This is a genomic window from Hymenobacter saemangeumensis (assembly GCF_039541835.1).
Classification (GTDB): domain Bacteria; phylum Bacteroidota; class Bacteroidia; order Cytophagales; family Hymenobacteraceae; genus Hymenobacter; species Hymenobacter saemangeumensis.
On record NZ_BAABGZ010000010.1, the window covers coordinates 262,711 to 277,378 of the forward strand.

Consider the following 14,668-nt stretch of genomic DNA (forward strand, 5'->3'; position numbering starts at 1 on the left):
GCTCGGTACGCCTGAGCCAATGCGAAAACCCAGCCGGCACCAAATGCCTGCCTGACCACAATCGTTTGCAGGTTCGCGGGCTGGTAGTAGGTTGCTAGATAATAAGGAGGTAAATTTGCATCCCGCTGTCCCACTTAATATCCTTTATGGACCACAACAAACTGGCCCTGCCGGTCGGCACCACCCTCGACCGCTTTATCATGCGCAAGCAGGAAGACTTCCCCTACGCTACCGGGGAGCTGTCGCAGCTGCTGCGCGACATTGCCCTCGCTGCTAAAATCGTAAACCGCGAAATCAACCGCTCTGGCCTCATCGACATTGCCGGTGCCTATGGCAACCGCAACGTGCAGGGCGAAGACCAGCAAAAGCTCGACGTTATTGCCAACATCCGCTTTATCCGCGCCCTGCGCAACGGCGGGGAGGTTTGCACCATCATTTCCGAAGAAGACGAGGAGATGATTCAGACCGGCAACAACCAGGGCAAGTACGTGGTGGCCATCGACCCGCTCGATGGCTCCAGCAACATCGACGTCAACGTCAGCATCGGCACCATCTTCAGCATCTACCGCCGGGTGTCACCCACTGGCCGCGAAGGCACCAGTGCCGACTGCCTGCAGCCTGGCACCCACCAGGTGGCCGCCGGCTATGTCATCTACGGCTCCAGCACCATGATGGTGTACACCACGGGGAATGGCGTTAATGGCTTTACCTATGAGCCTTCCCTGGGAGAGTTTTTCCTTTCCCACCCCGACATCACCACCCCCCAGACCGGCAACATCTATTCCATCAACGAGGGAAGCTCAGAGTCGTTCTCGCCGGGAGTAGCGGCCTTCGTGAAGGATTGCAAAGACAACAAGTTCTCGGCCCGCTACATCGGCTCCCTGGTAGCCGACTTTCACCGCAACCTGCTCAAGGGCGGTATCTACATCTACCCGGCCACGGCTAAGGGCCCGCAGGGCAAACTGCGCCTTATGTACGAGTGCAATCCGCTGGCATTTATTGTTGAGCAAGCCGGTGGCAAGAGCTCCAATGGCTTCCAGCGCACCATGGAAATTGAGCCCAACACTCCCCACGAGCGCTGCCCGGTTTTCATCGGTAGCAAAGAGCTGGTAGAGAAAGCCGAGGCTTTCCTCACCAAGGAGAAGGAAGCTGTGGTAGCCTAGCAAGGCAGGCCCCGGCTTTGAATAAAAAAAGTCCCCCGTTTACACGGGGGACTTTTTTATGCTGCGTAAAGAAGCCTACTCGGCTTTCTTGCGGCTTTTCTTAGAAGCTGCCGCCTCGGGGTTGCCAGCAGCTTCCGCATCGGGGTCTTGCTCGGCAATAACTCCGCCCGTGCTGAGGGGCTCGCCGGGAGCGGGCTCCTCGGTTTTCTTGCTGCTCTTACGCTTGGCTTTCTGGGCTTCGTCCTCAGCCGTCTCGGCCGAAGCATCGGTAGCGGCTTCTTCGGCTTTGGCGGCGGTGGCCGTTTCCTGGTAAGGCAGGTGCTTGCTAACGATGCCGTACCAGCTGGCCAGCTTCTTGATATCGGACAGGTACACCCGGTCCCGGTCGTAGTCCGGAATCACGGCGGCCATGAATGACGTCAGGTCGGCTTCGCTCGACTTAGCCGTGATGGCCAGCTCTTGTCCGTGCTGCTGATGAATGCGCTCGAATACCTCCGTAAGGGGTACCGTCTGGTCGGGGTCCTGGGTATAGATGGAGATTTCCGATAGCAGCGACACCCGGTTGCGGGCCGGCGCCAGGGAGCGGGTTGCGCGTTCGTCCAGTGATTCCACCAGCACACCATGACGGGCGGCGCGAATCAGGCGGTAGAGGCCGGGCATGCCGCTGATAGCGGCCAGCTCTTGTAGTTCGTAAGGCATCTTAAGAAGGGAAATGGAATGAAGAATGAGGAATGAGAAATGAAGAATGCCGGCTGCCACAGCAGACCTTCATTCCTCATTCCTCACTCCTCATTACAAAAGTACGCTTTACTGACCTTCGGTGGCGTTGGAGCCAGTCACGCCCAGCTTGAAGCTGATGGGCAGGCTGGTCAGAATGGGGTACTCGGGCTTTTTGAATTTCAGCAGACGTACCACGCGCAGGGCTTCCTCGCCGGTGCCGCCACCTACCTGCTTCACCAGCTTCACGCCCTGCATGGTGCCGTCTTCGGCCAGGGTGAAGCTTACGATACAGGTACCCTGAATGCGGTTGCGCTTGGCCAGAAGCGGGTACTTCAACTCCTTGGCAATGAAGTCGTACATGGCTTCCTGTCCGCCTTCGTAGTATTCCGCTACCGGAATCGTCTTGGTGATAGTGCCCGTGCCCGTGCCTTTTTCAGCCTGGCTGGGAGCCGCCGGCTTGGTGTTAGGAGCGGTTTGAGCTACGGCGGGGGCAGCCGCAGCCAGCAGCAGGCCCAGGGCCAGCAGCGATAATGAGTTCTTAAACATAAATAGTAGGGGTGGTTGAAGTTGTGACGAGGGAGAGGAGTAGTGCAGGGGGGCCAAAGCCGCCCGGCGCTTGCAATTAAAGGGCCAATCTACGCATTCGCGTCCGCTTGTGCCCATTGCCGGTTTACGTCATCTATGAAGGCTAGCACTTCTTCGCGTCCTTGTCCGGTTTCGGAAGAAGTAAGAAAGTGGCGGGGCAGCTCGTCCCAGCTCTCGCTGAGCTTGCGCAAATAGCTGGAAATTAATTCCCGGGTCTGGGCAGCCGATTGTTTGTCGGCCTTTGTAAAAATAATTACAAATGGGATGCCCTCCACTCCCAGCTTTTCCATAAAGTCGAGGTCTACGGCCTGGGGAGGGTGGCGGGAATCGATTAACACACATACGCAAGCCAGATTTTCGCGCTTGCGCAAATAATAATTAATCATTCGCCCCCATTCGGCACGGGCCACTTTACTCACTTTCGCATAGCCATAGCCGGGCAAGTCAACCAAATACCAATTTTCATTAATTAGAAAATGGTTGATGAGCTGTGTTTTACCTGGTGAAGCCGAAGTTTTAGCCAATCCCTGCCGGCTAACAAGCATATTAATGAGTGATGATTTTCCCACATTGGAGCGCCCAATAAAGGCATATTCCGGTAGGATAGGAGCTGGGCAAAGCTCAACCCGGGTGTTGCTGGTCAAAAAGCGGGCATCACGAATCAGCATGGTTTTATAAAAAGGACTGGCAAAGGCGCCAGCAAAAATACCATTAGAAAAAGGATGGATAGCCAACTAAAAAATTAGAAACGAATTGCAATTTGGCAGGCGCTTCTATATTTGCGCGGCTTGCTTACCGCATTTTACAGGCATTTTCTCTGTACGCCTGCTTCCCCTTGTAGTTTATTCTTACCTGAAAAACACTTTCAACATTCAAAAAACATATCTTTGCCCGCCGCAGCTACTGGCGATGGCTGGGCTTGCCATGCAAAAAGTGGCTGTGTTTAGCCCAAAATGCGCTACAGGCTAGGTAGAACCCTAACCCTGCCGCTTTTTTTCAGTATAAGCCACCATAAAGCATTTCGGTGCTGCACTCCCGTCTGGGATATCGTCCTCCTACAAAACCCTTCAGAAATTTCTTTTTCTCAAAACCCTCCTCCAATGGACAACTTATCCAGAAGGTTACTGCAAGTGTCGTGCGCTGTTGCTCTCACCGCTGCTGTGGCTTCTCCTGCCGCAGCTCAAAGTGCGCGAAAGGACCTCAAAACCGGCAACAAGTTCTTCGAGCAGGAAAATTACCGCGCTTCTATTCCTTATTACGAGAAGGTGCTGGCCAAGGACCCCAACAATGCCAAAGCATTGTTTAACGCCGGCATTGCCTACATGTCGTTCGACAAAGAAAAAGCCAGCGACTACATCTACAAGGCGCAAAAAATTAAGCCGAAGGTTTCGAAAGACGTGGAGTACTGGCTTGGTCGTGTCGACCACCTCAACTTCAACTTCGACGAGGCCATTGCCCACTACCAGGCCTACAATGCCACGCTGAAGAAAAATGACCAGCGCAAGGAAGAGCTGGCCCAGCTGATTCAATACAGCAAAAACGCCAAGGTGCAGTTTAACTCGCCCAAGGATGTAGTGCTGAAAAACCTGGGCCCCACCGTAAACACGCAGTACTCGGAGCACAGCCCCGTGATTTCGGCCGACGACAAGCTGCTGTTGTTTACTTCCCGTGGCGAAAACGTAACGGGGGCATCTGGTAACGCCAGCGGCAAGAAAAACAAAAGCATCGCTGCCGACGGTGAATACTACGAAGACATCTTCGAGACCCGCCGCATTGACGCTGATAACTGGGAGAAGCCCCGCTCGCTGAGCGGTGTGCTGAACGGCAAAGGCCACGACGCTTCCATTCAGGTGTTTGACAACGACACCAAGATGCTGCTGTATCGGAACGATAACAACGGCGACATCTTTATGACTGAGAAAACGGGCGGTGACTGGACTGCGCCTACCCGGCTCAATGGCAACATAAACTCGAATGCCTTCGAGTCGGATGCTTTCATTACTCCCGATGGCTTGACGCTGTACTTCTCGACCGGTCGCTATTCGGAAGATGGCACCCTGGACCTGTACTACTCTACCCGTCAGCCCGGCGGCGACTGGGGCCCGGCCAAGTCACTGGGTGGTAATATCAACACCAAGTACGACGACGACAGCCCGTATCTGAGCCGCGATGGCAAAACGCTGTACTTCTCTTCGCGCGGCCACAACACCATGGGCGGGTACGACATCTTTAAGTCGCGCTGGGACAGCATTGGCCGCAAGTGGAGCCGGGCCGAGAACATGGGTTACCCCATCAACTCGCCCGATGATGACTCCTACTACCGCCTGAGCCCCGATGGCTCGTATGCCTACCTGAGCAGCTACCGCCTCGGTGGCTATGGCGAAAAGGACATCTACACCATCAACTACATCAAGAACGCCATCATCAAAGGTCAGGTGTTCTCGAAGCGCGACAGCACTTCCACCATCCCCGGTGCGGAGCTGGTGTTCAGCGGCACGCAGGCCGACAAAACGGCCATCAGCTTCCGCGACGTGACCAAGGCGCCCAACGGCGACTACCGGGTTACGGTACTTTCGGGCCGTACCTATCAGGTGGCAGTGAGCAAGGATGGTAAGAACATTGAAACGCAGGAGTTTGCGGTGCCCGTGTCGACCAACGACACCACGACCATCGTGAAGAACTTCTACGTGGACTACATCGACACGACGAATATTGCCGGCAACCGCTTCAAGAACATCTACTTCGATACCGACAAGTACAACCTGCGTCCGGAGTCGATTCGCGAGCTGAACAACCTGGCCCGCATCCTGAAGGCCAACCCCGGGGTTAACATCTCGATTGAGGGCCACTGCGACTCGCGCAATACCGACGAGTACAACATGGTGCTGGGTCAGAACCGTGCCCAGGCAGCTTACAACTTCCTGAAGAAGCAAGGCATTACCCAGACCCGCATGGCGACGGTTAGCTACGGTGAGCGCCGTCCGGCTGCTCCCAACGATTCGCCGGAGAACATGCAGCTCAATCGTCGTGACGAGTTCCGCATCATCCTGAAAGAGGGTGAGAGAATGCCGGTGCTCAACATGGGCACGGGCACTACCGGAGCCGGCAAAGGCGCTGGTGCTACCGGCGCTGGTATGGGCACTGGCACTGGTGCAGCCGGCACGTCTGGTGGCTCCAAGCTGGCTCCTGGCAAAAGCAAGGTGAAGATGGCCGACGGCACCAAGGTGAAAATCAAGGTGGATGAGGACTCTGACAAGATTAAGGTGAAGACCGAAGGCCCGAACGGCTCGGAGTCGAAAACCAAGATGAAGAACGGCGAGCTGGATGCTAAAATGAAAGATGCCAGCGGCGAAAAAACCAAAGTAAAAACCAAGGTTGACTAATCGCGCTTGCGCTAAGTAGCTGAACGGGCCGGGCATTATGTCCGGCCCGTTTTTCTTTTACCTGAAGCAGCCAACATTCTGAGCTGTGTGGGCGTTAGGCTAACACAATTTTCCCGCGCCACTTCCGTTCTTTGCTTTCGCATATGGCCGTAGTACCCTACAAAGACAATTCTGCCGACAAAAAGTCGCAGGTAGCCCAGATGTTCAACAGCATCGCGGGCAAGTACGATTTTCTCAACCACTTTCTCAGTGCCGGCACCGACATCTACTGGCGGCGCAAAGCGGTGGATGAGCTGAAAGCCCTGCGACCGGCACGCATCCTGGATATTGCTACGGGTACCGCTGACTTTGCCATCGAGACGTTGCGGGCCGCAGCGCCGGATGCGCAGGTAACCGGAGTGGATATATCGGAAGGCATGCTGGAGGTAGGGCGCCGCAAGCTGGCCGATAAAGGCCTGGGGCACCGGATTCGGCTGGAGCTGGGCGATTCGGAAAATCTGCCGTTTAAAGATGGCGAATTCGATGCCGTGACGGCTTCGTTTGGCGTGCGCAACTTCGAACATCTAGAGCGCGGGCTGGCCGAAATGCAGCGGGTGCTGCGGCCCGGTGGCAAGCTGGTGATACTCGAGTTCAGCAAGCCTACAGCCTTTCCCCTCAAACAAGCGTATAATTTTTATTTCCGCCGGGTGCTGCCGGTGTTTGGAAAGATGATTTCCAAGGACCAGGCGGCTTATTCCTACCTGCCCGAATCGGTGCAGGCTTTCCCCGACGGCCCCGACTTTCTGGCGATTCTGACCAAGGTTGGCTTTAAAGAACCTGCATGGCAACCCCTAACTTTTGGCATCAGCTCCATCTACACCGCCCACAACTAAAGCGGCTGGCGGTACTGGGCATTTTCGTAGCTGGTCTGTTCCCTGGCACTGCCCACGCGCAACGCGAAGCAGAACGCTCCCGCAAAGGCAAAGTCACCGGCATTACGGTAAACAACCTGCCAGCCTACGATGACCGGTGGTTTCATCCCGGCTTGTACCTGGCTTTTAGCGGCACCCGCTTTATGCTGGAGCAGTCGCAGTATTACATCGACACCAAGCAGGTTACGGCCAATTCCATCGTGAGCCCAAGCTTCGGTGTGGGGCTTATTGGCGATGCCCGGCTGGGAGGACCCAAGTCGCCCTTTATCCTGCGCTTCGCGCCGGGAGTGCTCTTCTCCTCACGGCGGGTAGAGTTTGAATCTAGCGGCTATCCTGCGCCCGATTCCGTTGTAACCCAGGAAATAACGTCCACGGTATTGCAGTTTCCGGTGCTGTTGAAATACCAGTCGGACCGCCGACGCAACACCCGGGCCTACATGATTGCAGGCATCAGCCCCAACCTGACAGTGGGCAACCGCCGGGATGACGGCTTGCGCAACGTGCTGCGCGTGACAGATTCAGACCTGACCATTGAGTATGGCGTGGGGCTGGACCTGTTCTATCCGTTGTTCAAATTTGCTCCGGAGCTGCGTTTTTCGCATGGCCTGGGCAACATTCTGATAAACCGCAGCGACATCTTCAGCCGTAGCCTGCAAAGCCTGCGCACCAACGCGGTGACGCTGTACATCAATATTCAAAACTGATTTGGAGGCTTTGGGAAATTGGGTCTTGGAGGCTTAGCACACAGATAGACTTCTAAGGTTTGTGTTCTGGCGGCATTCGAAGCACCATAAGCTGCCAATACCAAAGCCCCACCCCCAGAGTCTCTAAGTACCCAAGACCCCGATAATGAAAACAGCATTTATTACTGGCGCATCGTCGGGCATAGGGCGGGCTACCGCCGTGGCGCTGGCGGCAGCCGGGTTTCAACTGGTGGTGGCCGGGCGCCGGCGCGAGCGGCTGGATGCGCTGGCTGCAGAGCTGGCCCCGGTTCCGGTTCACGTTCTGGTGTTTGACGTTCGCGACCGGGGAGCTGTTAGCGTGGCCGTGGCGGCGCTGCCACTCGCATTTCAGGCCGTCGATGTGCTGGTAAACAACGCCGGTGGTGCCCACGGCCTTAATCCGATTCAGGCCGGCGACCCCAGCGACTGGGACCAGATGCTGGACTCTAACGTACGTGGGCTCCTTAACGTGACGCACGCCCTGCTGCCGGGTATGACGGCCCGCCAAACGGGCTTTATCGTCAATGTGGGCTCCATAGCCGGGCAGGAGGCTTATGCCAATGGCAATGTGTACTGCGCCTCCAAGGCGGCCGTAGCCATGCTTACCAAAACCATGCGGCTGGATTTGCTGCCTGCCGGCATTAAGGTGGCCGAGGTAAACCCCGGCGCGGTGGAGACAGAGTTTTCGCAGGTGCGCTTCAAGGGCGATGCCGAACGGGCAGCGAAGGTATATCAAGGCTTCGAGCCTCTGCGGCCCGAAGACGTAGCTGAGATTATTGCCTTTATGGTAACGCGGCCACCGCACGTCACCATTGCCGAAGTGCTGGTGCTGGCCGGCGCACAGAGTGCGGCTACCACTATCCTGAGGAAGTAATTAGGTAAAAGGTATTGATTAATGTCGCTTCTCTGGGAATTGAGAAGAGCCGGCTGTGTGCTGTTTTTACTTGTTGGCCAGCTGTTGCAGAACCTCACGGTTTAGCTCGTGGCCGCCATCGAACTGCCGCAGCGACAGGGACGCGCCAAGGTGGCGCAGGGTGTCGGCTTGCTGCAGCAGCTTTTCCGGGCTGATGTACTCATCTTGCCGGCCACATACCAGCGTAACCGGTTGGGCACTGAGCAGGGCTTGGGCGGCGTCGGGCGCAATATCTTCGGGAAAGCTGCCGGCCCACAATACCAGCTTATGCAGTGGCCAGTGGCGCCCGGGCTGGACCAGCCAGCGGCTAATGGTAGCCGTGCCCTGGGAAAAGCCCAGAACAGTAATTTTTACATCAGCGGCGCACTGCGTTAATAGGGAGTCAAGTAGCTGATTGAGGAAGGCAATGTGGTCCTGAATTTCCGTTAACCGGTCCTCACGGGTCATCCAGGAAGCGCCAACCCGGCCACTGGTGCCGTTCAGGTAAAAGCGGGAGAGGCCCTCGGGAGCTACTACGACCGTTTGCGGGTCGTTTTCGACGAGAAAGGCAAAATGGCGGCTGAAATAAGAAGCCAGCTGCCCGTAGCCGTGGCATACCACCCATAGTTCGCGCGTAGCGGGCCGGAGCTCGCCCAGCTGGTAATAGCGCGCCGTGCGGCGCACGGCAAAATGATGTTCAGTCATGAGCAATACGAATGCGCAGCACAGAGCCCCGGGCCGCAATATGCGCTGGGTTAGCCTTAGTGGTGGAGCAGCTTATACGGCGGGGAGGTCGTCGGCCGAGAAGTTGAAAGGCATCAAATCGGCCAGGGAGCGGAAGCGCAGAATGGTGTTCTGGCGGCCGGGGAGCAGCAGGGGAATAGCGCGCTTTTGCCGGGCTTCGTACTCCAGCATCACCTGGCGGCAGGCGCCACAGGGCAGGGCGGCCCCGAACTCGCCCTGGGCCGGGCGCGCCGCAACCGCCATGCCCACGATGGGAGCATGGCCGGGGTGGGCAGCCGCCAGGCCAAACAGGGCCGTGCGCTCGGCACAAAGCCCGGAAGGGTAGGCTGCGTTCTCCTGGTTTGTACCCTGGAAGATGCTGCCATCGGCTAGGAGCAAGGCGGCGCCCACGTGGTAGCCGGAGTAAGGCGCATAGGCGTGGTCCGTAGCGGTACGGGCGGCCTGCCACGTCGCCAGCTCGGCCGGGCTAAGGTCCTGAACTGAGTCCAGCTCGTCGTAAGAAAGATGCAGCGTGCGCGGGTGAAGTGCCATGCAGAGTGGGATAGGGGCGGCGAAGGTAGGCAAATAGCGGAATTGGCGCGAGGGTCGGCTTACTTTTGCCCCATGACTTCCCGCCTTTTACTACTTGGAGCCGGCCGCTCGGCCTCGTCCCTCATTGAGTACCTCCTCCGTTACGCGCCCACCGAAAGCTGGTTTCTGACCGTGGCCGACGTTAATCCGGCCCATCTGGCACCTGTGCTGGCTGCTCACAGCGCCTATGCCCGGGTGGTGCCCTTTGCTATTGAAAACGAAAAATTGCTGAGCAGCCTCGTCGGCGAGGCCGACATTGTCATCTCCATGCTGCCGGCCCTGTTTCACCCGCTGGTAGCGCAGGCCTGCGTGCAGCACGGCCGGCACCTGGCCACGGCCAGCTATGTAAGCCCCGAAATCCGGGACCTGCACGAACAGGCCATTGCAGCGGATATCACCATCCTGATGGAGTGCGGGCTGGACCCCGGCCTGGACCATATGTCGGCCATGCGGGCCATTGAGCACATCCGGGCCCGCGGTGGCCGGCTTACTTCTTTTAAGTCGTACTGCGGCGGTTTGCTGGCGCCGGAGGCCGAGGCCGACAACCCCTGGCAGTATAAGTTTACCTGGAACCCCCGCAACGTGGTGCTGGCCGGGCAAAGCACGGCCAAGTACCTGGAAAAAGGCCACCCCCGCTTTATCCCTTACCAGCAGCTGTTTGCCCGTACCGAAACCCTGACCGTGCCCGGGTATGGCGACTACGAAGGCTATGCCAACCGCGACTCCCTGAGCTACCGGGCGCCGTATGGGCTGGATGATATTCCGACCATTCTGCGCGGCACCCTGCGCCGCCCGGGCTACTGTGCCGCCTGGCATGCCCTGGTACGGCTGGGCCTCACCGACGACACCGTGAAGCTCGATAACCCCGAAACCATGACCTGGCAGGAGCTGGTAGAAGCCTATCTGCCCGCCACCACCCAGCAGCTGGAGCTGCCGCTGCGCCTGGCCACCTATCTGGGCCTCGACCCCGCCGGGGAGGTAATGGGCCGCCTGAACTGGCTGGGCTTGTTTTCGGAGCGCCCCGTGGGAATGGCCAATGCCACCCCGGCCCAGCTTCTGGAGCGCCTGCTGACCGAGAAGTGGGCCCTGCAGCCCCACGACCATGACCTGATTGTGATGCAGCACCTGTTCGACTTCGAGCTAAATGGGCAGCAGCACCGCCTGACGTCGTCGCTGACGGTGAAGGGCGACGATGCCACGCACACCGCCATGGCCAAAACCGTTGGCCTTCCGCTGGGCATGGCCGTGCGCCGACTGGCCCAAGGGCTGCTTACGCAGCGCGGAGTTGTCATTCCGGTGCAGGCCGACTTGTACGAGCCCATTCTCGACGAGCTGGCGCAGGACTACGCCATCCATTTTCACGAGGAGGAAGCCATGGCCTAGCCGGGCAATACCAGACCAACCCAGTCGTTGATGGCCGCATATGCTAGCATTACGGGCTTATTTATGGATGCGCTGCCTCACCCTGGGCCGGCAGCTGCGCGAGATAGGCTGGTTGCGGCTGCTTATCCTGGGGGCCATGCTGCTGATAGTCATTGGCAATGCACTGGGCCGGGCTGCCCGGCACCCGCAGGGCCAGTGGGCGGTGCCGGTAGTAATGGGCGGCCTCATGCTAAGTGCCCACCGCCAGCGGGACGCCCTGCGCTTTCTTACGACAACCACCCCGGGATTTCGGCCCTGGCTGGCCGTGGAGTATGGGCTGCTGGCTTTGCCGGTGGCAACGGCAATGGCTGCTTTGGGCGCGGCGGCTGCGGGCCTGCTTACCGTAGTGGTGGCGCCCTGGGCCGCCTGGACCAATCCGCCGCGGGAGCGCAGCCCAAGTAGCCGGCGCCCGCGCAGCTTGTTTCGCAGCGAGGCCTTTGAGTGGGTGAGTGGCATGCGGGCCAGCCGGGGCGTGTTGTTGTGGCTAGCTCTGCTGGGGCTGGCTGCCTGGCAGCACCAGAGCCCGCTGGGGCCGGTAGCAGCGCTGGTAATCTGGATGCTGGTATTTCTGGCCTGCTACTCCGTGGCCGAGCCGCTAACCATGCTGGCCATTGCGGCGCCAAGCGCCAATAGCTTTCTGCGGCGGCGTTTGTTGCTGGGGCTTGGCTATGGGAGCCTCACCATACTGCCATTTCTGTGGATTATGAGCAGCAGCTCAGCCGGAGTAGGTGGTGCTTTTGCCGTAGGCCTGGCCTGGCTATTCCTTGCTGCGTTGCTTATTCTGGCCAAGTATGCCTTTTATCCCAACCAGCTCCAGTTCCGCTTTACGCAGTCCCTGGTATTAGGAGTGGCGCTAACGATGCCGGGCAACCCGGTATATCCATGCTTGCTCATTGTGGCCGTGGCAGGGCTAAGCTGGCAAAGCCGGCGGCGGGTTCGCCAGCAGCTTGGTGAGCGTACATCGTAAAATCGCAGCCGTATGATTGAAATTGATAAGCTTTCCAAGTCTTTCGGCAGCCAGCAGGTGCTGCGGGAGGTTAGTCTGCGCCTGCGGCCGGGAACTATTCACGGGCTGGTAGGAGCCAATGGAGCCGGAAAAACCACGCTCATCAACTGCCTTTACGGGTTGGAAAGCCGCTTTACTGGCTCGGTGCGGGAAAGCTCGGGCCAGCCGTTGCGGCAGCTTACGGGATTGCTGCCCTACGAGCCGTATTTCTACCCCCGTCTTACCGGGCGCGAATACCTGGAATTTTGCCTGCAGGCCCGCGGCCATAAGGTGGTCGACTTCAGTGGCTGGAACCGGCTGCTGGAGCTACCCCTCGACCAATACGCGGACGAGTACTCGGCTGGTATGCGCAAGAAGCTGGCTTTGCTGGCGGTGCTGGTGCAGGACTTTCGCTACCTCATCCTCGATGAGCCTTTCAATGGCCTCGATATGGAGGCCAACCTGCTGCTGAGGGAAATACTACGCAAACTTCGGCAGCGCGGCACCGGCATTTTGCTCACCTCCCACATCCTGGGTGCCATGACGGAAGTTGCCGATGAAGTAACGGTGCTGGTAGCTGGCCAGGTGCAGCGGCACTACCTGGCCCATGAGTTTCATAGCCTGGAAGCCGACTTGCTTGATGCCATGCACCAGGGCAAGCTGCGCCACCTGGCGGAGCTGCTGGCCTGATTTGGCCTTACAAAGCCAGGTAAAATCCCCCCAGTAGCTCCTGGAACGCCGCCGAATACTCTCCGCCAGCGGTTTGAATAGCCAGCTCTTGCCGGCTAGGTTCAGATAGTGTGAGCCCGAACCGGCTGATATGGCGAGTTATACGCCCGCCCGGTCGGTGCCTCACTCGCAGCTCGCCCTGTAAGTGCAGGCCAGCTGCCTGGGCTTCACTGGCGAAACCCTGCATTTCCGTGGGTGGCAGCAGCACCGTGAGGCTGCCAGCTGGCAGCAAGTAGGCGGCCGCGAACCCTGCCAGCTCCGCAAACGACAGCGACGCTTCCCCAGCATGCCGGGCTGTGCTGCGTGCTGCATCCGGGGAAAGAAGGGAATGCCGGAAGAAGGGCGGGTTGCAGATGATATGACTGAAGGGCACCGGCTGCTGCACCGCATAAGCCGATAAGCTCAGGCCCCTCACCCAAATGCGGCTGGCCCAGGGGCTTGCTGCCACATTGGCGGCCGCCTGCCGGGCCGCCGCCTCATCAATCTCTATGGCTTCAATTTGCACCGACGAATGGCGCTGCGCCGCCATTAAAGCCAGCAGGCCGGTGCCAGTGCCAATGTCGAGCAGGCGGGTAGCCCCGTGCAGGTCGGCCGCCGCGCCAAGCAGGCAGGCATCGGTGCTCACCTTCATGGCGCAGTGACGTTGCTCGATGCGAAACTGCTGAAACTGGAAGTAGTCGTTAGCCACGATAGGGGAGGAGCAAGGCCCTAGAGCAGCGACTGGGCCGCTGCGATACGCTCATAGCCTTCGTCGGCGGGCAGGCCTTTGCCCAGGGCGCTGGACACCGCCAGCTGGTCGCAGCGCTCGTTTTCGGGGTGGCCGGCATGGCCTTTTATCCAGTGAAACTTCACGCTGCGCTGCTTGTACACTTTCAGGAAGCGCCGCCACAGGTCCTCGTTGGCTTTTTTGCCAAAATCAGCCTTGCTGGCCCAGCCAAACACCCAGCGCTTCTCCACGGCATCCACCACATACTTGGAGTCGGATACCACCAGGATGGGCAGCTCGGGCCGGGTTACGGCCTCCAGCCCAACAATGACAGCCAGCAGCTCCATGCGGTTGTTGGTGGTAAGGCGGTAGCCCTGGCTGAGCTCCTTCTCGTGGGGCCCGTAGCGCAGAATAGCGCCGTAGCCGCCCGGTCCCGGATTGCCGCGGGCCGAGCCGTCGGTGTAGAGGTAAATCATTGTTAGGAACTTGGGGACTCGGGGACTCGGGGACTTAGAGACTTAGGAATTATTCAACATCCAAGACCCTAATACCCCAAGTCCCCAAGACCCTTTTAAAAATTTGACTTAAACAGCTTGATGGCAATGGCCAGCAGAATCACGCCGAACACGCGGCGCAGGATATCCTCGCCGGCCTTGCCCAGCTTGCGCTCAATCCAGGGGCTGGTTTTGAGCACGAGGTACACGAAAATCAGGTTTAGTACAATGCCTACCAGCACGTTGGGCAGGGAGTAGGCGGCGCGCAGCGAAAGCAGGGTGGTCATGGTGCCGGCCCCCACAATGAGGGGAAACGCCAGGGGCACAATGGAGCCGGTGGAGGTAGCATTGCTCGACTTAAACAGCTCAATTCCCAGTATCATCTCCATGCCGATGAGGAAGATGATGATGGCGCCGGCCAGCGCGAAGCTTTGGTTATCTACCCCAAACAAGCCCAGGATGCTTTGCCCCAGAAACAGAAAGCCTATCATAATGCCACCGGCAACCACCGTGGCCAGCCCGGCCTTAATCTGCCCTTCCCGCTGCCGAATCTGAATGATAATCGGAATGGAGCCGATGATATCAATCACGGCAAACAGCGTGAGCGTGACCGAAAAGATTTGCTGAAGTGAGAACATAGGT

16 protein-coding genes are annotated in these 14,668 nt (G+C 58.4%); 8 read left to right on the plus strand and 8 right to left on the minus strand.

Annotated features, from left to right (window positions below):
• Positions 1-146 precede the first annotated feature (146 nt).
• Positions 147-1,163, plus strand: a complete 1,017-nt coding sequence (gene fbp / locus ABD919_RS03920) for a class 1 fructose-bisphosphatase (protein ID WP_345233983.1) — start codon at positions 147-149, stop codon at positions 1,161-1,163.
• A 75-nt stretch (positions 1,164-1,238) separates the two neighbouring features.
• Here the strand turns inward: fbp and ABD919_RS03925 are convergent, their stop codons facing one another.
• The 3 genes from ABD919_RS03925 to yihA all read right to left on the minus strand — a co-directional run bounded on the left by ABD919_RS03925 (position 1,239) and on the right by yihA (position 3,136).
• Complete coding sequence (locus ABD919_RS03925) at positions 1,239-1,862, minus strand: DUF5606 family protein (RefSeq protein WP_345233984.1); 624 nt, start codon at positions 1,860-1,862, stop codon at positions 1,239-1,241.
• 108 nt (positions 1,863-1,970) lie between these two features.
• Positions 1,971-2,429, minus strand: coding sequence for an energy transducer TonB (locus tag ABD919_RS03930; protein ID WP_345233986.1), 459 nt, complete (start codon positions 2,427-2,429; stop codon positions 1,971-1,973).
• An 89-nt stretch (positions 2,430-2,518) separates the two neighbouring features.
• Positions 2,519-3,136, minus strand: coding sequence for a ribosome biogenesis GTP-binding protein YihA/YsxC (gene yihA / locus ABD919_RS03935; RefSeq protein ID WP_345234061.1), 618 nt, complete (start codon positions 3,134-3,136; stop codon positions 2,519-2,521).
• A gap of 492 nt (positions 3,137-3,628) precedes the next feature.
• Here yihA and ABD919_RS03940 point away from each other — a divergent pair, with 492 nt between their 5' ends.
• From ABD919_RS03940 to ABD919_RS03955, 4 genes are all read left to right on the plus strand, one after another.
• The gene (locus tag ABD919_RS03940; protein ID WP_345233988.1) at positions 3,629-5,851 is read left to right on the plus strand and encodes an OmpA family protein; all 2,223 of its coding nucleotides are present in this window, start codon (positions 3,629-3,631) and stop codon (positions 5,849-5,851) included.
• 143 nt (positions 5,852-5,994) lie between these two features.
• A complete protein-coding gene (ubiE, locus tag ABD919_RS03945; RefSeq protein WP_345233990.1) occupies positions 5,995-6,723 on the plus strand; it encodes a bifunctional demethylmenaquinone methyltransferase/2-methoxy-6-polyprenyl-1,4-benzoquinol methylase UbiE in 729 nt (242 codons plus the stop codon).
• Positions 6,672-7,466, plus strand: a complete 795-nt coding sequence (gene porT, locus ABD919_RS03950) for a type IX secretion/gliding motility protein PorT/SprT (protein WP_345233992.1) — start codon at positions 6,672-6,674, stop codon at positions 7,464-7,466. The genes ubiE and porT overlap by 52 nt, the downstream gene beginning before the upstream one ends.
• 145 nt (positions 7,467-7,611) lie before the next feature.
• Entirely contained in the window at positions 7,612-8,358 is a 747-nt protein-coding gene (locus tag ABD919_RS03955) for an SDR family NAD(P)-dependent oxidoreductase (protein ID WP_345233994.1), read from the plus strand.
• Between the two features lie 66 nt (positions 8,359-8,424).
• Here the strand turns inward: ABD919_RS03955 and ABD919_RS03960 are convergent, their stop codons facing one another.
• Both ABD919_RS03960 and ABD919_RS03965 read right to left on the minus strand, forming a co-directional pair.
• Positions 8,425-9,081, minus strand: coding sequence for an alpha/beta hydrolase (locus tag ABD919_RS03960; RefSeq protein WP_345233995.1), 657 nt, complete (start codon positions 9,079-9,081; stop codon positions 8,425-8,427).
• A gap of 72 nt (positions 9,082-9,153) precedes the next feature.
• A complete protein-coding gene (locus ABD919_RS03965; RefSeq protein WP_345233996.1) occupies positions 9,154-9,651 on the minus strand; it encodes a cytidine deaminase in 498 nt (165 codons plus the stop codon).
• 72 nt (positions 9,652-9,723) lie between these two features.
• Between ABD919_RS03965 and ABD919_RS03970 the strand changes: the two genes are divergently transcribed.
• The 3 genes from ABD919_RS03970 (at position 9,724) to ABD919_RS03980 (ending at position 12,787) form a co-directional block, all read left to right on the plus strand.
• Positions 9,724-11,073: a saccharopine dehydrogenase family protein gene (locus ABD919_RS03970; RefSeq protein WP_345233998.1), complete on the plus strand. Its 1,350-nt coding sequence runs from the start codon at positions 9,724-9,726 to the stop codon at positions 11,071-11,073.
• Between the two features lie 67 nt (positions 11,074-11,140).
• Entirely contained in the window at positions 11,141-12,079 is a 939-nt protein-coding gene (locus tag ABD919_RS03975; RefSeq protein ID WP_345233999.1) for a hypothetical protein, read from the plus strand.
• A 12-nt stretch (positions 12,080-12,091) separates the two neighbouring features.
• A complete protein-coding gene (locus ABD919_RS03980; protein WP_345234000.1) occupies positions 12,092-12,787 on the plus strand; it encodes an ABC transporter ATP-binding protein in 696 nt (231 codons plus the stop codon).
• 7 nt (positions 12,788-12,794) lie between these two features.
• Here ABD919_RS03980 and ABD919_RS03985 read toward each other — a convergent pair whose 3' ends face one another.
• The 3 genes from ABD919_RS03985 to ABD919_RS03995 all read right to left on the minus strand — a co-directional run bounded on the left by ABD919_RS03985 (position 12,795) and on the right by ABD919_RS03995 (position 14,664).
• Positions 12,795-13,514 carry a tRNA1(Val) (adenine(37)-N6)-methyltransferase gene (locus ABD919_RS03985; RefSeq protein WP_345234002.1) on the minus strand — a complete coding sequence of 240 codons (720 nt, stop codon included), beginning with the start codon at positions 13,512-13,514 and terminating at the stop codon, positions 12,795-12,797.
• A 20-nt stretch (positions 13,515-13,534) separates the two neighbouring features.
• Positions 13,535-14,008 carry a ribonuclease HI gene (gene rnhA / locus ABD919_RS03990; RefSeq protein WP_345234004.1) on the minus strand — a complete coding sequence of 158 codons (474 nt, stop codon included), beginning with the start codon at positions 14,006-14,008 and terminating at the stop codon, positions 13,535-13,537.
• 95 nt (positions 14,009-14,103) lie between these two features.
• Positions 14,104-14,664: a MarC family protein gene (locus tag ABD919_RS03995; RefSeq protein WP_345234006.1), complete on the minus strand. Its 561-nt coding sequence runs from the start codon at positions 14,662-14,664 to the stop codon at positions 14,104-14,106.
• Between the last annotated feature and the right edge of the window lie 4 nt (positions 14,665-14,668).